19 protein-coding genes are annotated in these 17892 nt (G+C 46.2%); 17 read left to right on the top strand and 2 right to left on the bottom strand.

Going from position 1 to position 17892, the window contains the following annotated elements; genetic code table 11:
- The 15 genes from Q0241_RS08815 (at position 1) to Q0241_RS08745 (ending at position 14352) form a co-directional block, all read left to right on the top strand.
- Positions 1 to 1188 (top strand): deoxyguanosinetriphosphate triphosphohydrolase, encoded by a 1188-nt coding sequence (locus Q0241_RS08815; RefSeq protein WP_299376204.1) that lies wholly within the window; start codon positions 1 to 3, stop codon positions 1186 to 1188.
- Entirely contained in the window at positions 1185 to 2939 is a 1755-nt protein-coding gene (gene argS, locus Q0241_RS08810) for an arginine--tRNA ligase (protein ID WP_299376200.1), read from the top strand. The genes Q0241_RS08815 and argS overlap by 4 nt, the downstream gene beginning before the upstream one ends.
- Positions 2939 to 4009, top strand: coding sequence for an SPOR domain-containing protein (locus tag Q0241_RS08805; RefSeq protein ID WP_299376197.1), 1071 nt, complete (start codon positions 2939 to 2941; stop codon positions 4007 to 4009). The genes argS and Q0241_RS08805 overlap by 1 nt, the downstream gene beginning before the upstream one ends.
- A 17-nt stretch (positions 4010 to 4026) precedes the next feature.
- The gene (gene nagZ, locus Q0241_RS08800) at positions 4027 to 5043 is read left to right on the top strand and encodes a beta-N-acetylhexosaminidase (protein ID WP_299376194.1); all 1017 of its coding nucleotides are present in this window, start codon (positions 4027 to 4029) and stop codon (positions 5041 to 5043) included.
- A gap of 74 nt (positions 5044 to 5117) precedes the next feature.
- Positions 5118 to 5810 (top strand): site-2 protease family protein, encoded by a 693-nt coding sequence (locus Q0241_RS08795; protein WP_299376191.1) that lies wholly within the window; start codon positions 5118 to 5120, stop codon positions 5808 to 5810.
- Between the two features lie 16 nt (positions 5811 to 5826).
- Positions 5827 to 6633: a ScpA family protein gene (locus Q0241_RS08790; protein WP_299376188.1), complete on the top strand. Its 807-nt coding sequence runs from the start codon at positions 5827 to 5829 to the stop codon at positions 6631 to 6633.
- Positions 6634 to 6675: 42 nt separating this feature from the next.
- The gene (scpB, locus tag Q0241_RS08785) at positions 6676 to 7383 is read left to right on the top strand and encodes an SMC-Scp complex subunit ScpB (RefSeq protein ID WP_299376185.1); all 708 of its coding nucleotides are present in this window, start codon (positions 6676 to 6678) and stop codon (positions 7381 to 7383) included.
- Between the two features lie 133 nt (positions 7384 to 7516).
- Positions 7517 to 8578 carry an ABC transporter ATP-binding protein gene (locus Q0241_RS08780; RefSeq protein ID WP_299376182.1) on the top strand — a complete coding sequence of 354 codons (1062 nt, stop codon included), beginning with the start codon at positions 7517 to 7519 and terminating at the stop codon, positions 8576 to 8578.
- Positions 8579 to 8693: 115 nt separating this feature from the next.
- Positions 8694 to 8903: a twin-arginine translocase TatA/TatE family subunit gene (locus tag Q0241_RS08775; protein WP_046505231.1), complete on the top strand. Its 210-nt coding sequence runs from the start codon at positions 8694 to 8696 to the stop codon at positions 8901 to 8903.
- Between the two features lie 78 nt (positions 8904 to 8981).
- Entirely contained in the window at positions 8982 to 9443 is a 462-nt protein-coding gene (tatB, locus tag Q0241_RS08770) for a Sec-independent protein translocase protein TatB (RefSeq protein ID WP_299376178.1), read from the top strand.
- A 3-nt stretch (positions 9444 to 9446) separates the two neighbouring features.
- Positions 9447 to 10256 (top strand): twin-arginine translocase subunit TatC, encoded by an 810-nt coding sequence (tatC, locus tag Q0241_RS08765; RefSeq protein WP_299376175.1) that lies wholly within the window; start codon positions 9447 to 9449, stop codon positions 10254 to 10256.
- A gap of 147 nt (positions 10257 to 10403) precedes the next feature.
- A complete protein-coding gene (serS, locus tag Q0241_RS08760) occupies positions 10404 to 11681 on the top strand; it encodes a serine--tRNA ligase (RefSeq protein WP_299376172.1) in 1278 nt (425 codons plus the stop codon).
- Positions 11674 to 12462: a 5'/3'-nucleotidase SurE gene (gene surE / locus Q0241_RS08755; RefSeq protein ID WP_299376169.1), complete on the top strand. Its 789-nt coding sequence runs from the start codon at positions 11674 to 11676 to the stop codon at positions 12460 to 12462. The genes serS and surE overlap by 8 nt, the downstream gene beginning before the upstream one ends.
- Positions 12459 to 13100: a protein-L-isoaspartate(D-aspartate) O-methyltransferase gene (locus tag Q0241_RS08750; protein ID WP_299376166.1), complete on the top strand. Its 642-nt coding sequence runs from the start codon at positions 12459 to 12461 to the stop codon at positions 13098 to 13100. The genes surE and Q0241_RS08750 overlap by 4 nt, the downstream gene beginning before the upstream one ends.
- A 46-nt stretch (positions 13101 to 13146) precedes the next feature.
- Positions 13147 to 14352, top strand: coding sequence for a peptidoglycan DD-metalloendopeptidase family protein (locus tag Q0241_RS08745; protein ID WP_299376163.1), 1206 nt, complete (start codon positions 13147 to 13149; stop codon positions 14350 to 14352).
- 85 nt (positions 14353 to 14437) lie between these two features.
- On the opposite strand, the gene Q0241_RS08740 is transcribed toward Q0241_RS08745, so the two are convergent.
- Positions 14438 to 15310 carry an ATP-binding protein gene (locus Q0241_RS08740; protein ID WP_299376160.1) on the bottom strand — a complete coding sequence of 291 codons (873 nt, stop codon included), beginning with the start codon at positions 15308 to 15310 and terminating at the stop codon, positions 14438 to 14440.
- Between the two features lie 211 nt (positions 15311 to 15521).
- On the opposite strand from Q0241_RS08740, the gene yajC reads away from it, so the two are divergent.
- Both yajC and secD read left to right on the top strand, forming a co-directional pair.
- A complete protein-coding gene (gene yajC / locus Q0241_RS08735) occupies positions 15522 to 15905 on the top strand; it encodes a preprotein translocase subunit YajC (protein ID WP_299376157.1) in 384 nt (127 codons plus the stop codon).
- 127 nt (positions 15906 to 16032) lie between these two features.
- Entirely contained in the window at positions 16033 to 17508 is a 1476-nt protein-coding gene (secD, locus tag Q0241_RS08730) for a protein translocase subunit SecD (RefSeq protein WP_299376154.1), read from the top strand.
- Between the two features lies 1 nt (position 17509).
- Here secD and Q0241_RS08725 read toward each other — a convergent pair.
- The coding region (locus Q0241_RS08725) for a transglutaminase-like cysteine peptidase (RefSeq protein ID WP_299376152.1) at positions 17510 to 17892 on the bottom strand (383 nt) is incomplete at its 5' end.

Genomic DNA, 17892 nt, shown 5'->3' with positions numbered 1-17892 from the left:
ATGACGCAAAACGATTCGAAAAAATTATATGCATCGTCTCCGGAAAGCAGTCGAGGGCGCTTGCTGAAAGAACCTGAGAGCAAGACGAGAACCTGTTTTCAGAGAGACCGGGATCGTATTATCCACTCTGTTGCGTTTCGTCGGCTGCAATATAAAACGCAAGTTTTTGTCTATCACGAGGGTGATCATTTTCGAACGCGTCTGACCCATTCCCTTGAAGTTGCTCAGATCGCTCGGTCATTAAGTCGAACGCTTGGTGTAAATGAAGATCTTGCCGAGGGAATTGCTCTTGCTCACGATCTTGGGCACACGCCTTTTGGACATGCTGGTGAAGATGCCATGCATGATGTGATGGAACCCTTTGGCGGTTTCGACCACAACGAACAGACTTTCCGGATTGTGACTCAGCTGGAACGGCGTTATGCAGATTTCAACGGGCTGAACCTGACTTGGGAAACCCTTGAGGGGTTGGCAAAGCACAACGGCCCTATTGAGGGGCCGAACAGCCGGGAAGAGTATGTACCAGAATCCATGTCAAAGTATTGCAAGAACGCGCGGGATCTGGAGCTGTCTTCCTTTGCAAGCCTTGAGGCGCAGGTTGCGGCTATTGCCGATGACATTGCCTATAATAATCACGATATAGATGATGGTATCAGGGCGGGGCTTTTTACTGTTGATGACCTTTTGCCCATTCCTGTGGTTGGTGATATATTCCGCCAGGTATTGAAGAAATATCCTAACCTTGAAACTGAAAGCCTTGTCCACGAAGCTGTACGCCGTCTGGTTGACTATATGATCAATGATGTTTTGTCTGAGACGCAAACAAGGATAAGGAAAGCAAACCCGAAGACCGCTTTTGATATTCGCTGTCAAAATAGGGCAATGGTTGCTTTTTCGGATCAGTTTCGTGAGGTGGAAAAACAACTAAGAGCATTTTTATTTGAACACATGTATCGCCATGAAAAAGTCAAAGAAATGCGTAAACGTGTAAAGCAGGTTGTGAGAAACCTCTTTTCGCATTATTCAGAGCACCCAGAAGAGCTTCCTGACTATTGGCGTCTTGAAGCTGGTACTAAACTAACAAAGCGTAGCGCAAGATTGATCGCAGACTATATCGCTGGTATGACCGACCGATACGCTTTTGAACAACATAGACAGATTTTTAATCTGGATTTTGAGATAAAATGAACGTTTTTAAAGACTTAAGAAGTAAAGTTGTCGCGCAATTAGAAGATATGGCTGCTGCAGGAGAAATTCCAACTGGTCTGGATTTCAGCCGCGTTGCTGCGGAACCTCCTCGTGACTCTTCCCATGGTGATGCTGCGACCAATGCTGCCATGGTGCTTTCCAAAGTTGCGGGGATGAAGCCACGTGACCTTGCGAGCCTTTTAGCGACACGTCTTGAAAATCTGGATGTTATCAAGTCGGTAGAGATTGCGGGGCCGGGCTTTATTAATTTACGTCTGGATGAAAAGTTCTGGTTCGAACAGGTTGGGACGATCCTCAAAGCAGGAACATCATATGGTGATTCTGATATGGGGCAGGGTGAAAAGGTTAATGTTGAATACGTTTCAGCAAACCCGACAGGTCCTCTAACCGTTGGCCATGCGCGTGGTGCAGTTGTCGGTGATGCGCTTGCTGCACTTCTTGCCAAGGTTGGTTATGACGTTTGCAAAGAATACTACATCAATGATGCGGGTAATCAGGTCAATGTTCTGGCAAACTCTGCCTATTTGAGATACCGCGAAGCTCTGGGCGAAGATATCGGTGAAATACCTGAAGGTTTTTATCCCGGTGAATATTTGAAAGATGTCGGTAAGGCACTGGCAGATAGAGACGGCGATAAGTGGCTGGGCAAAGAAGAAGCAGACTGGATTTCTGATGTTCGGAAGTTTGCCATTGATCAGCTTCTTAATCTTATTCGTGACGATCTTGCAGCGCTGGGTGTCGTGATGGATGTGTATTCATCCGAACGCGCTTTGGTTGAAGCTGGTGGCGTCGATGAAGTCATGAAGTTTCTGGAAGCCAACGACTTGGTTTATACGGGCGTGCTGGAACCGCCAAAGGGTAAAAAGCCTGATGATTGGGAAGCACGTCCACAGACACTTTTCAAATCAACTGACTTCGGTGATGATGTTGATCGGCCAATCAAAAAATCCGACGGTAGTTGGACTTATTTTGCCGGGGATATGGCTTATCACCTAGATAAATATCGCCGTGGCTTTAACACCATGATTAACGTCTGGGGGGCGGATCACGGTGGTTATATTAAACGGATGCAAGCTGCGGTTACGGCGATGACCGAGAAAAAGGGCAGCCTTGATGTCAAGGTGTGTCAGTTGGTCAACCTTATGCGTGGCGGTGAAATGGTCCGCATGTCAAAGCGTTCAGGGAACTTTATCACTCTAAGATCTGTTATTGACGAAGTTGGCAAAGATGTTGTGCGCTTTATCATGCTGACGCGGAAAAATGATGCCTCGCTTGATTTCGACCTAGAGAAGGTTGTGGAACAAAGCCGCGATAACCCTGTATTTTATGTTCAGTACGCTCATGCTCGGTCCTGCTCGGTCCTAAAGCACTCGAAGAACGAGTTTCCTGATATGGATCTTTCTATAGAAGCTCTGGAGCAAGTTGATCTGTCACAGCTAAACAGCGAGGGTGAGTTAAGCCTGATCCGTCGGCTTTGTGAATGGCCGCGTCTTTTGGAAAGTGCGGGCGAAGCACATGAACCCCATAGGATTGCTTTTTATCTCTATGATTTGGCGGGGGAACTTCATGGCCTTTGGACCAAAGGGAAAGACAATGCGCGGTTACGTTTCATCGTGACGGATGATCAGGATTTGACACAGGCGCGGATGGCGCTGGTCAAGGCAACATCCCTTGTTATTGCTTCGGGGCTGGACGTCTTTGGTATTGAACCTGCTAAGGAGATGCGCTGATGTCATCAAACTCTTCCGATGATGATCTAAAGGATTTTGAGAAAGTGCGTCAAAACGAGAGCATGCGCGTATCAACAGATCAAGATGCTCAGGATATACATGACGATTTTTCAAATGAAGAGTATTGGGAAGACGATCTAGATTTTGATGATGATCCCGGTGCTGGTTTGTTTAAAAAGCTTGTACCAATTGGCCTTGGCCTGATTGCTGTTGCTGTTGTTGGCGGTGGCATTTTGATTATGCTTGGTGATAACAAGCCAAGTAACAATATACCGGACGCTATTCCTCTTATAGAGGCAGAAACGACACCGGAAAAAACCAAACCGGAATCGCCGGGGGGGATGGTTATCCCGCATCAGGATAAACTGGTTCTTAATAATGATTCCGATGCAAGCGGAAATGCACAAGTTGAAAAGCTTTTACCTCCGCCAGAAATACCGCAGCCGCCCAAGGCGTCAGAGCCAGAGGTTGGTAACTCTACGGCGACCCAGTCCTCGATCAGTCAGGCTGAAGCACAGGCAGTAGATGCAACTGAAAAAGCAGCGCAATCCGTTGCCCAAAAAACAGAAACACCCAAAGTTGAAGAGCAACCTCTTGCCAATACAGGTGAGGGAAGTGTGATTCCAAAAGTGCCTGAACCAAAAGCGCCTGAAGTTGAGTCCGTTTTAGCTCCTAAATTCGAGGAAGACGTGGCCAAAAACGTGGAAGCTCCGAAAGCACCAGACCCTGTGGTACCAGAGCCATCTTCAGTCACGACTGTCAAAAAGACTGAGCCAAAAGTAACAACTCCGGCGACTGTTTCACAAAAACCGGTATCTGGTCAGTACGTTCTGCAATTGGCTTCTTTGAAATCCAAAGATGGCGCAATGACTGAATGGAAGAACATGCAGCGCAAGTTGAGTGATCTTTTGGGTAGTAAGCAGCCGATTATTGAAAAAGCGTCTATTTCCGGCGTTGGCGTTCGCTATCGCCTGCAAACAGGACCTTTTGAAAATAAGAAAGCCGCGAGTGATTTTTGCTCAAAACTGAAAGCAGCCAAACGTGATTGTTTGGTCAAGAAAGTTAAATAAGGTTCGGGAGTGAGGTTGTGGGGTTGAATTCAGTTATCTTTGGGTGTAAAGGCCATAGCTTAACCGATTGGGAAAAAGGATTTTTTTCAGAAGTTAATCCCTATGGTTATATTCTCTTCGCCCGAAACTGTGACACCCCTGATCAGATAAAGAACCTTACTTCTGAGCTGAAATCGCTTTCTGGAAATGATGATCTGCCTGTTCTGATTGATCAGGAAGGTGGACGTGTTGCTCGATTGCGTCCACCCCATTGGCGCAAGACACCGCCAGCGGCAATCTTTGGACAGATTTTTGATCAAGATCAGGACAAGGCACTTAGAGCGACATATCTCAATGCTTGCTTGATTGCTTACGAGCTCAGAGAACTTGGTGTAACGGCTGACTGTGCGCCTGTATTGGATCTGACAATACCGGGGGCGCATGAAATCGTCGGGGATCGGTCCTATGGGGCGACGCCAGAAAAAGTCGCAACCATCGGGGCAAAGGTTGTCGAAGGCTTCCTGCACAGTGGTATTATGCCTGTGGTTAAGCACTTGCCAGGACACGGCCGTGCGACAGTTGATAGCCACAAAGAGCTACCAAGGGTGAATACATCACGGGATGAGCTTTCAGATCAAGATATAAAAGCTTTCAAACTGTTAAACTCTGCCCCGTGGGGCATGACGGCACACGTAATCTACGAAACGATTGATCCCGAACATATTGCGACTGTCTCGCCAACTGTAATTAAGCAGGTTATTCGCGATGAGATCGGGTTTGATGGCATTTTGCTTTCTGACGATCTATCCATGAAAGCCATGGCGGGAACTTATGAAGAGCGAGCAAAGGCTGCACTGTCAGCTGGTTGTGATTTGGCTTTGCATTGTAATGGGGATCAGCAGGAAATGCTGTCCGTCGCCAAGGGCTTGATGGAAATTGACACTACGAAGACCGCCCGTTTGGATAAAGCTTGGAAACTGCGCCAAGATAACCATATTGAGTGGAATTCAGTTCTCGATGAGCTTACAGAAATAATCTCTCCTTACTGGTCATAATCACTTTATTGGCTATAAGTCATTGGTTCTGAATTTCAGAGCTTTTCATTTCTAAAACACAGGTTTTTCATTTCATGGATATTAACGAGTTTCTTTTAGGTGCATCAGTTTGGGTTTTACCTGTGCTGTTAGCAGTTACTCTCCATGAAGCGGCTCATGCCTATGCCGCCCGCCTGCTCGGAGATGATACTGCATCAAAACTCGGGCGCGTCAGCTTGAACCCTGCGAAACATATCGATCCGTTTGGCACGATATTGCTTCCAAGTATGCTGATCTTTATTGGTTCTCCGTTCGTTTTGGGGTGGGCTAAGCCTGTACCAGTTGTTTTTGGTCGGTTAAACAACCCCAAAAGAGATATGATCTTTGTTGCTTTGGCTGGGCCTGCATCAAATATTCTTATTGCACTGATTGCTGCATTCGGTTTTGCCGTATTTGGGCTGGTGCCTGATATCGCTTCTGATTGGGTCGGGCAAAATCTGGAAAATGCGATCAAGATTAATTTGATGCTGGCAGTGTTTAATATGCTGCCTATACCGCCGTTAGATGGCGGTCGCGTGTTGACAGGCCTTCTGCCAACCTCATTAGCCATTCCTTTTTCACGTTTGGAAAAGTACGGCATGATTATTCTTATCGGCTTGATTTTTGTTCTTCCGATGATTGGCCGTCAAATTGGCATGGATCTGAATTTAATCAGTTATGTGATAATTAAATCCATTCATGCTATGCTTCCTTTCTTTCAAGCGATTGCAAATCTAAACATCATTTAGCTGTTTAAGGAAATCAGTGTCCGAAACACTTCCCTTTGAAGAAGACGACAGATCAGAACAATCGGAGGGGTTAAAAGCCCTGCATCCGCTTGTTCTTGAGCTGGATGGCTTTGAGGGACCGATTGATATTTTGCTGCAGTTGGCACGGGATCAGAAGGTTGATCTGACCCAGATATCAATTCTTGAGCTGGCGAATCAATACATAGATTTTATTCAACAGGCGCATGAATTAAGGCTGGAGCTTGCGGCGGACTATTTGGTCATGGCGGCGTGGCTTGCTTATTTGAAGTCAAGGTTACTCTTGCCAGAGCCAGAGGGCGAAGAAGAACCCAGCGGGGCAGAGCTTGCCGCGGCACTCAAATTCCAATTACAGCGTTTGCAAGCGATGCAGGATGCAGGCAAGACGTTGATGTCTCGTCCACAGCTGGGAATTGATTTTTTTGCCAGGGGATTGCCGGAAAATACCGGAGTTATTCATAAAACAAGCTATGATGTCTCGCTCTTTGATTTGTTAAAGTCCTATGCAAACAGCCAGATACGAACCGAAGAAAAGAGCCTGCTTATAGAACATATGGAGCTTCATTCTGTGGATGACGCGATCAAGCGGCTATCAGCTTTTCTTGGAACTATTCCTGACTGGCAGGATCTCAGCCGATTTCTCCCGGTTAAGGTAGAGCGCGGTATTTTGGCGAGATCGGCAGTGGTTTCTTTGTTTGCAGCCAGTTTGGAAATGTGTCGGGAAGGGCAAATTGATCTCAGGCAAGATGAAATTTATGGCCCGATATTTATCAAAGACGGCACGACGCGGATAGCTGAAAAGTGACGGGGATGAGGATTGTTTGTATGAGGTGTAGGGGAGGAACAGATGGAAACACGCTTTGATGATCTTCGACTTTTGGAAGCGTTGCTCTTTGCATCTACGGAGCCGCTATCCATTGAACAGCTTTCTAGACATTTCCAGAAAGACAGAGATTTGAAACCTCTTCTGGAGGAGTTGAAATCCTATTATGAGAATCGCGGTGTTAATCTTATAAAAGTTGAAGACAGATGGGCTTTTCGCACGGCACCTGATATGGCGCCTTTGTTGAGAGTTGAACAAAGCCAGTCAAAACAGTTGACGCGGGCGGGTGTCGAAACGTTGGCAATCATTGCATATCACCAACCAGTTACTAGGGCAGAAATAGAAGAAATCCGCGGCGTTAGTTTATCCAAGGGCACGCTGGATACGCTTTTGGAAATTGGATGGGTCAAACCAAAGGGGCGGCGGCGAACCCCGGGACGTCCGGTAACTTGGGCGACCAGTCAAACTTTTTTGGATAACTTTGCCTTGGAAAGCCTGGATGATCTTCCGGGCTTTGATGAATTGAAAGTCGCTGGATTACTTGATGCAAGACCTGCGATTACGGCCCTTGGTGATCATGGCGATCTATTATCGGTATCCGGAGATGGTGTTGACTTGGAAACCATAGATGCAGAAGGGGGCGGGGCAGAAGAAGAAGATGACCGCTTGAGCAGTGAGTTTGGCGAAGATTTGACCGATGAAGAAAGCGAACAATCTTCACTTCCTGTTTAAAAATTACCTTTAAAAGAAAGAAATCAATCAACTTACTGCGACATTTTGGATTATGATGTCAGTTGATATTGATTTTTAACTGCAGTTCTGCGAGGTTGCTGCAAAGATTGTATTAAATTTAGACGGTTACTAAATGTCGGCCCTCTGTTTAGAGAATGTTAGCCATAATTTTGGCATCCTTCCAGCTGTGAACAATGTTAATCTGTCGATTAATGCTGGGGAGTTCGTATGCCTGTTGGGACCGTCTGGGTGTGGCAAGACGACAATTTTGCGATTGGCAGCCGGATTGGAAACCTTACAGTCCGGTAAAATCACAATGGATAAAACCATTGTTGCGGATGATAAAGTCGATTTGCCGCCAGAAAAAAGAAGCGTCGGTCTTGTTTTTCAGGATTATGCTCTTTTCCCGCATTTGGATGTATCCAAGAACATTGAATTTGGTTTAAAGCATCTTTCTGGTCGAGAACGTAAAGAACGTGTTCTTGAGACGTTGGCGCAAGTTGGTATGGCTGATTACCTTCATGCATACCCACACACCTTGTCTGGTGGGCAGCAACAGCGTGTCGCCTTGGCCAGAGCAATTGCCCCGCGCCCCAAGCTTGTTTTATTGGATGAACCTTTTTCTGGTCTTGATGTCAGGCTTAGAAATCAGGTACGCGAAGAAACACTGAGGGTACTCAAAGAAAATAACATTGCCACCTTGATGGTGACCCACGATCCAGAAGAAGCCATGTATATGGGGGATCGGGTTGCCATTATGAACAAGGGGCAGATTATTCAGTTTGCACCGCCGAATGAACTTTACAGTAATCCGGCGAATGCCTTTGTTGCGCACTTCTTTGGGGAAGTGAACGAATTTAAAGGGATTTGTCATGACGGACACGTTGCCACACCTTTTGGTGCGATCGAAGTTCCTGATCTTCGTCATGGAACTGCTGTGGATGTGCTGGTGCGTCACGAAGGGATTGTTTTGGGCAAAAAAGTGAATGGTACAGGTGTTGAAGCCAGTGTCCTAAAATCGCGAATGCTTGGAAAATCAAACTTAGTAGATTTTAAAATTTCCAATGGGTTAGCTGATGACCTTTATGTAAAAGCTCGTCTGGATAATCACACGATTCCGGTAACAGGTAATGACTGTGTTCTCGAATTGGATAAGCGCCTGACCTTTGTCTTTTCAGCAAAGACGCCTGACTGAAAAACTCAACACATGTAAAACACTCGGTGCTCTGACGTATGAATCGTTGCTTGCGCCTTTTCTTTTTGCCATAGTCCCTTACAGATTAAAGGTAATTGTCTCTAAGGAGAGAGTAATGGGTGCGTTCAGCATTTGGCATTGGCTGATTGTTTTAGTTGTTGTTTTGGTTCTCTTTGGTGGGGGCGGAAAGCTCAGCAAACTTATGGGCGATGCAGGTTCAGGCATTAAAGCCTTTAAAAAGGGCCTAAAAGAAGAGAATAAAGATACGGCTGCTTCTGATCAGGAAGAAAGCAAAACAATCTCTGAAGACAAAGATAAAGCATAAGTCAGCCTTATTCAGGATTGATTTGTATTTGTGTTTGGGTGTGTTCAGGGATCCGTAATTCCTAAGGAGCAGTAGCCAATGTTCGACATCGGTTGGTCGGAAATGATGGTCGTTGCAGTTCTTACCCTTTTGATAATGGGGCCTAAAGAGCTGCCGAATACCCTTCGTACCGTCTCTAAATGGGTGCGTAAGGCCAAGGGACTTGCCCGGGAATTCCAATCCGGTGTTGATGACGTCATTCGTGAGTCTGATCTTCAGGATGCACGAAAAGCGCTGGAGGGGGCCAATAGCGAATCAATCCGTAAAACGGTTGAAGATGTTATTGATCCCACACAGGCGCTGACCAAGACGTCACAAGAAGTCAAAGATGGTGTCGAAGCGATAACAAAAGAAGACAAAGAAGATCATAATCCCTTTGCTTCTGTTCAAAAGCCGCTTGCGGATACATCTTCGACAAAAACAGAACCTGAGAAAGCTCCAGAGACAGTTCAATCTGAAGCAGTTCAGGTAGATAATACAACTTCTTCAAAAAGCAGCTAAGTAGTGAGTGATACAACCGAAGAACAGAAGATGCCATTACTGGAGCATCTGATTGAACTCAGAAAGCGATTATTATGGAGTGTCGTCACTCTGTTGGTCGCTTTTTTGGCCTGTTTTGCTTTTGCTGAACAGCTTTTTGAATATCTTGCTGCCCCTTTGGCAGAAGTGATGCGCGAAAATTCGGTCAGTGATCGTCAGCAACGATTGATCTTTACTGATTTGACAGAGGTCTTTTTTACCTATGTGAAAGTCGCGTTCTTTTTTGGGGCTTTCATCAGCTGTCCAATCTTTCTGTCTCAGATCTGGTTGTTTGTTGCGCCGGGTTTATACAAAAACGAGAAATCTGCCTTTGCACCGTTTTTGATCGCGTCGCCGATTTTGTTTTTTGTCGGTGGGGCTTTGGTTTATTTTGTGATCTTCCCGCTTGCCGCAGAGTTCTTTCTTGCGTTTCAGGTTGAAGGTACTGACAGCTCAATTGCTATTGAGCTGGAAGCCAAAGTTAATGAATACTTCTCGCTGATGATGAAGTTGATATTTGCTTTTGGTCTCTGTTTTCAGCTACCCGTCTTGATGACATTGTTGGCAAAAGTCGGCATTGCATCGTCGAAAGGGATGGCGGAAAAGCGTAAATATGCGATTGTTGGTGTCTTTATTGTTGCTGCAATATTTACCCCGCCAGATCCATTGAGCCAGTTGGCCTTGGCTATTCCGATTGTACTTCTTTACGAAGTGTCGATCCTGATGGCCAAAATGGTAGAACGCAAACGTGCCGAGGAAGAAGAAGCTGAGTCGACTGACGTAACCCCTGACTAAGGTCGTCCATTCGCTACACAGTTGATACCGAACCCTTTAAGGCCTTTGCATCGAGATTTTGCTTATCTCAGCGTTGAGTATACTCTGTTGATAAGTATATCGTTTTAATTGAATTTTGTCTCTCTCAGTACAAGGACAGAGATACCTATGTATGACCTAAAGTTGATCCGTGAAACCCCTGAAGTTTTTGACGAAGGGCTTAAGCGCCGTAATATGGAACCAATGTCTGCCCAGATTCTGGATCTGGACAAACAGCATCGTGCGCTTCAGGCTGAGCTACAAGAAATGCAAGCGCGCCGTAACGAAGCATCAAAACAGATTGGTATTGCCAAGCGCAATGGCGAAGATGCATCGGATCTAATGGCAGAGGTCGCGGGTATCAAAGAAGGTATGTCTGAAAAAGAGACTGCCGAATCTGATCTTGGTAACCAGATTAAGACAATCCTTGCCGGTATTCCCAACCGACCAAACGATGATGTTCCTGTTGGTGAAGACGAGGACGATAATGTTCTTGTGCGCACTGTTGGTGACAAACCTGAGCTGGGCTTTGACGCAAAGCAGCATTTTGAGCTGGGCGAAGAGCTGGGCGAAATGGACTTTGAGCTGGCGGCGAAGCTTTCTGGATCCCGATTTGTTGTTCTTAAAGGAAGTGTGGCTCGTCTTTACCGTGCTTTGTCACAGTTCATGATTGATATGCATATCGATGAACACGGCTATACCGAAGTGATACCACCAGTTCTTGTGCGTGATCACGTGATGTATGGTACGGGTCAGCTCCCAAAATTTGCAGAAGATTCTTTCAAGACTGAAGAAGGTTTCTGGCTTATTCCAACAGCTGAAGTGCCATTGACGAATACGGTTGCTGGCGAGATCCTCAAGGAAGATGAGTTGCCAAAGCGAATGACTGCTTTGACCCCTTGTTTCCGTTCCGAGGCTGGCTCTGCCGGGCGTGATACTCGTGGTATGCTGCGCCAACATCAGTTTGATAAGGTGGAAATGGTTTCTGTTGTTCACCCGGATAAATCCGATGATGAGCTCGAGCGTATGACAAGTTGCGCGGAAGATGTGTTGAAGAAACTGGGGCTGCATTATCGCGTTGTGGTTCTTTGCACAGGTGACATGGGCTTTGGTGCGCGTAAGACTTATGATATCGAAGTTTGGTTGCCCGGTCAGGATGCATACCGTGAAATTTCTAGCTGTTCTACCTGTGGTGATTTCCAGGCGCGTCGTATGAACGGGCGTTTCAGATCTACTGAAACGAAGAAACCTGCTTTTGTACACACTTTGAATGGCTCTGGTGTTGCAGTTGGGCGCTGTCTCATTGCCGTTATGGAAAACTATCAGCAAGCTGATGGCTCCGTTACTGTACCCGAGGTGCTTAGACCATACATGGGGGGCAAAGAAAGTATCCTCCTGAATGACTAAGACGATACAGAGCCTTACAAATGCGCGGATACTGTTATCAAACGATGACGGTATCCACGCCAAAGGATTATCTGTTTTAGAAGAAATATCCCGCCAATTATCCGATGACGTCTGGGTTGTCGCGCCAGAATCTGAACAGTCGGCCAGCAGTCATTCTCTTACTTTGAGACGCCCTTTGCGGGAACGCAAGCTTGATGACAAGCGTTACTCTATTGATGGCACGCCAACAGATTGTGTTCTGATGGCCATGAAGTATCTAATGGCTGATAAGGTACCCGATATCGTGTTGTCTGGGGTGAACGTCGGGGCAAATCTGGGTGAAGATGTTATCTATTCCGGCACGGTGGCTGCGGCAATGGAGGGGGCCATTCTTGGCGCGCGGTCCATTGCCCTTAGTCTAAGGCCGGATGATAAGGACGAAAGTCTTTTTCATTGGGATACCGTTACAAGGTTTGCGCCTGAAGTTATTACCAAGCTCGCAACGTGGGATGAACCTGGAAATCTGCTATTCAATGTGAACTTCCCGGGAATTCCCGCTGATAAAGTCAAAGGCATCAAGGTCTGTGCCCAAGGGCATCGGGATGAGGGAACAACCGTTGTCGAAGGAAATGACCCCAGTGGCCGGCCTTATTTGTGGGTTGGTCAGTTTGTCAGTCACCACACGTCTATTCCGAATGCGGATCTGACAGCGATTGCTGAGGGGTATATTACAGTTACGCCTTTGAAATACGATCTGACAGATAAAGGTCTGTTGTCAAAGATGGAAACTCTGTTCCCATGAGTCTTGAAGCACGCAAAATCAGACTTATTATGGAATTGAGACGCGGCGGTATTTCTGATACCGGCGTCCTTTCCGCGATTGAGCGTATTCCAAGAGAAGCTTTTGTCCCCGGGCCTTTTCAGGATCAGTCCTATGAAAATATGGCACTTCCAATTGGCAGAGGGCAAACGCTGAGCCAACCACAAGTCGTCGCCATGATGACACAGGCTCTTTCCGTAACGAAAAGAATGAAGATTCTCGAGGTTGGTACAGGATCTGGATATCAAGCTTCCATTTTGTCACGTTTATGTCGGCGTGTTTATACGATCGAACGCTATCGTGAGCTATTGGGGGAGGCAGAAGAACGTTTTACAAACCTGCGTCTTCATAATGTGACCACAAAGTTGGGTGATGGTTACAAGGGTTGGAAAGAACAAGCCCCGTTTGAACGCATAATTATCACAGCCGCGCCAAAGGAAATTCCCGAAGCTCTGCTTGAGCAACTGGCAATAGGTGGTATTCTGGTTTTACCGTTGGGGTCACAAGGTAATAATCAGGAATTGATCAGGATTACGCGGACAGAAAACGGGTTTGATCATGAGAACCTTGGTGAGGTACGGTTTGTGCCTCTTGTTCACGGGATGCCAAAAGGCAATTAATTGGCTTTGGTGGTTTTAGTACAGGAATACGCTCGTAACTAATTTGATGTTTAATCGGACCAGCTTACCAACTTTGAAACTAGGATTTTTACTGTTAAGCGCAGGGCTGTACGGGTGCACGATCAATCCGTCGTCCTTTCCGACAACGACACAAAAATCAACACCAACTCAGACGGTTTATAGTTATCCACCGTCAATTTTGCCCAAGAGAAAACCAACACCGCCGTCGCGTCCTTCAACAGCGGGGCAGACGACTGGTCGTGTTGCAGGTGTTTCAATTCCGGCGTTGCTACCTGAAAATATTCCTCTGCCCAAAAGAAACCCGAGAAGGCAGGTAAGGCAAAGCAGTTCAACGACTGTGATCCAAAAACAAGCGAGAGCGACTTCGCAACCTGTAAATAATCAGACAGAAATTTCTAGCACTCAATACACTGTAAATCGTGGTGATACGGTCTATTCTATATCTCGTAAACGCCGGGTTTCTATTCGTGAACTTATTATTCTGAACCGTTTGTCCCCGCCTTATAAGCTATTGGTTGGACAGGCTATCAAGCTACCGGTTTCGAAAGAGCATGTTGTGATTGCCGGGGATACGCTTTACAGCATATCACGTCGGTATGGTGTTGAAACCACAGCATTGGTGAAGATTAACAAAATCAATCCACCTTATGCTCTGTATGTTGGGCAGCGTTTGAACCTTCCTGCATTACGGCAAGATAATGTGGTACGTTCAGCAAGTGTTTCACCTTCGACCAATACACCAAATATTACGTCGGCAGTTCCGAAGACCTCGACTAAAACACCTGTTCGAAGCGCTATTCCTGCCAGTCCTAAAAACTTCACCGGCCCGGTTCCCAAGCCGTTACCCCGATCATTCAGCAATTTCTTACGACCAGTTAAGGGAAAGGTGATTTCTTCCTTTGGTGCTAAAGAAGGCGGAATACATAATGATGGTATTAATATTGCTGCACGTAGAGGAACGTCTGTAAAAGCAGCTGAAAATGGCGTCGTTGTTTATGCGGGGAGTGAGTTGAAAGGCTTTGGCCAAATGCTACTGATCAAGCATTCTGATGGATGGGTAACAGCCTATGCCCATACTGATCAATTACTCGTTGGACGCGGCCAACGCGTGAAGAGAGGGCAGGATATTGCCAGAGTTGGCAGTACAGGAAATGTTTCCAAACCTCAGCTTCACTTTGAAATTCGCAAAGGCTCTGAAGCTGTTAATCCCAACAAGTTGCTAACGAACTAAACCTGTTTCTGTGCCTTATTTCATGCTTGGGTTAGAGGCGTGTTGTATCATGTATATGGGGATTATTCCTATGGGTATATCATGCCTATGGAATTTTGATGGACATACGTCCGGCAAGGTCCTGTATAAACTGCCAGGCAACACGACCAGAACGGGATCCCCGGGTAACAGACCATTCACGCGCTTCGGCATGTAAAGCATCACGATCTATTTTTATGCCGTACTTTTCCACGTAGCCTTCGATCATGGCAAAGAAGGTGTCCTGATCACAATTATGGAAACCAAGCCACAAGCCAAAACGATCGGACAGGCTGACGTTTTCTTCTGTTGCCTCTGAGGTGTGGATGGCTGATGACCGTTCGTTTTCAATCATATCTCGGGCCATGAGATGTCGACGATTTGATGTTGCATAGAAAAGCACATTTTTCGGACGCCCTTCAATACCGCCTTCCAGAACAGCCTTAAGTGATTTGTATGTATCGTCCTGAGTGTCAAAGCTCAGATCATCACAGAAAAGAATACAAGGGCGTTCTGATGTTTTTAAAATCTTTAAAAGCCGAGGGAGGGACGGGATATCTTCACGGTGTATTTCGACAAGGGTTACTTTGTTGAAATTATTTTCTTCCGCGAGTGAATTCACCTTGTCATGAACGGCTTTGACAATCGAACTTTTCCCGGTACCTCTTGCACCCCATAACAACGCATTATTTGCTGGATACCCCTCTACAAAACGCAGGGTATTGTTCAAAAGAGATTCTCTTTGCCGATCAATTCCTTTGAGAAGATCAAAATCAACCCGATTCACATCTTCAACAGCTTCCAGAACATCAGGTTCGGTCTGCCATACATAGGCATCTGCCTGGGAAAGATCAGGCGCACTTTCTTGTTGTGGAGATAGTTTTTCCAGTGCCGAAGCAATACGTTCAAGTAAAGGGTATAAGTCTTTAGAATCAGTCATTTATACTACTCCGGCGCTAAGCCTGTCGGTCGATCATTTTTCGAACCCTAGCGGGCGGGCCTAAGTCAGTCAAATGCTCTGTCATTCCGGGATGTTTTCTTTGTTTTTCTGTTCGTTTGCATTTCCGGGCCAGACAGTTATAGTCCGCGGGTAATTTTTTTTGGGGGTTGCTTAGCAACCGATTCCAAGTTCTTTAGTTTTGGAGGGATTAATGTTGATTTCCACAGCCTATGCCCAGGCAGCTGGTGGTGCTGGTTCGTCGAGTGAATTGTTTGCGACACTATTCCCACTCGTTTTGATTTTTGCGGTTTTTTATTTTCTGATTATTCGCCCGCAAAGCAAGAAGATGAAACAGCAAAAAGCGATGATTGATGCTATTCGTCGTGGCGATAAAGTCGTCACAGCTGGTGGTGTTATTGGAACCGTTGCAAAAGTAAAAGACGGTGGCGAAGTTCAGGTGGATATTGCTGAAAACGTTCGTATCACTGTTATCCAGAGCACGATCGCAAGTGTTGTCAGCAAGACAGAGCCTGCTGATAAGTCTGCTAACGACGATAAAGACAAAGACAAAAAAGACAAGAAATCTAAAGATTAAACCTTTTCTGGATTTTCCGTTTTAAGGAAAGTTTATAGAAAAGCATCTTTAGAGGTGGTTTTTACCTGCTCTGGCCCTATATCCAGAGCAGGTTTATTTCATATATCAACAGATAATACGGCCCGTTATGGTTCAGTTTTCCAAGTGGCAAATTTTTGCAGTTATTGGCGTTCTTGTTCTCGGTATCTTTTATGCCATGCCGAACTTGTTCAAAGAACAAACTCTTGAAACCTTCCCTGATTGGGTCGCGAGTGATCAGATTAATCTGGGGCTCGATTTACAAGGTGGTTCCTATCTTTTACTCGAAGTTGATCTGGATGCTGTGGAAGAAGAACAGCTTACCAATCTGGTCGAGGGGATCAGGTTAAACCTTCGTACTGAACGCATTGGATACCAAAACCTCGGTGTCGAAGGCAAAGCCGCCACCTTCACGCTTCGCGATGCGAGTGAGGAAATGGTTGGGCGTGTCCGAAAGATGATCTTCGAAAACAACCCGGGGCTTTTGATTTCGACCGATGGTGCCAAGGTTATTTCTGAATACAGCGATCAGGTTTTGCGCGAACGCAGGATCGCAGTGATCAACCAATCGATCGAAGTCCTTCGCAAGCGTTTGGATGAAACAGGTACAAAAGAGATTAGTCTGCAAAGACAAGGTGAAAGCCGTATTCTTATTCAGGTTCCAGGCGTTAAAGACCCTGATGAAATTAAACGTCTGATTGGTAAAACAGCAAAGCTGACATTCCATCTGGTTGACCAAAATGCAGATCCTTATTCTGGTAAAGCACCTGTTGGTTCACAGATTATGCTGTCGCAAGAAACACAGGCAAGTGGACAACCGCAACGTTACGTTATTAAAAAACGAGTTATGGTAAGTGGTGAAAACCTGATCGATGCACAGTCAACATTCCAAGATGCCCAGCCTGTCATCTCGTTTACTTTTGATACAACTGGTGCGCAAAGGTTTGCCCGGGTAACACAAGAAAATGTTAATCGTCCTTTCGCGATCGTTTTGGATGGTAAGGTTATTTCAGCCCCTGTTATCAGATCGCCAATTCTAACGGGGAATGGCATTATTTCTGGTAACTTCACCCCGCAATCTGCTGAAGAGCTTGCTGTACTTCTCAGGGCTGGTGCATTGCCTGCGCCGCTTGATATTCTCGAAGAGCGCACCGTTGGTGCCGGACTTGGTGAAGATTCCGTCAATGCAGGTAAAATCGCGAGTATCATTGGTTTGGTGCTTGTACAGTTCCGACCTCTGTTCGTTTTGGCTCTTGGAGCATTCATTTGGCTTGCACCACTTGTGTTTGCCGACCCGGCATTCGATACCCGCTGGCTTGCATGGATTGGCTTTTCTCAGTCACCACCTGTTAGCAATGACCTCGTGCCTGTCTTCCCGTGGCTTGGCATCACGTTTGTGGGTATTGCACTGACGCGGATGGGGCTGGCCTACAATTTGGATGTCCGCTTCGCTGCCAAGAACTCGCAAGGTGCAACCGGCAAGTTTCTGAGTTTCTGCGGTCAACACAGCCTCGTCATTTATCTGCTACACCAACCATTGCTGCTCGGTATGATTATCCCCTTGTCCAATTGGCTGACGGGTTAGATTACAGTTTTTCCCAAACATTAGGATTGTCTGCTGATTGCCGCTTCACATACGTCAATTCGGCATCCTGCCATCGAAGAACTTTCGCTACTTGGTTGTCGAGAATATAATCACCCCGGTCGGTAACAACTGTGAGCACTGCATGCCCACCACCTTTTGCGTCGTAGACCACGGTCACCAGTAGAGAACTGAGCGGAACGCCCTTGGCATGGAGCGTTTTGCGCTTCAGTAAAGCATAATCTTCGCAATCACCCTTGGATACCGGATACGTCCAGAACTCTTTCATCCCGAAGTTATCCATGTCGGTTACCGGCTCAATCTTGCTGTTTATCTCCCAGTTGACACTGGTCAGTTGCTGCCAGGCCCGACGGGTCAATTTGAGCT

Origin of the sequence: uncultured Kiloniella sp., assembly GCF_937128705.1 — a bacterium.
Taxonomy (GTDB): domain Bacteria; phylum Pseudomonadota; class Alphaproteobacteria; order Kiloniellales; family Kiloniellaceae; genus Kiloniella.
Note: the sequence above shows the minus strand (reverse complement) of the source record. Positions and strands in the feature narration are given on the sequence as shown.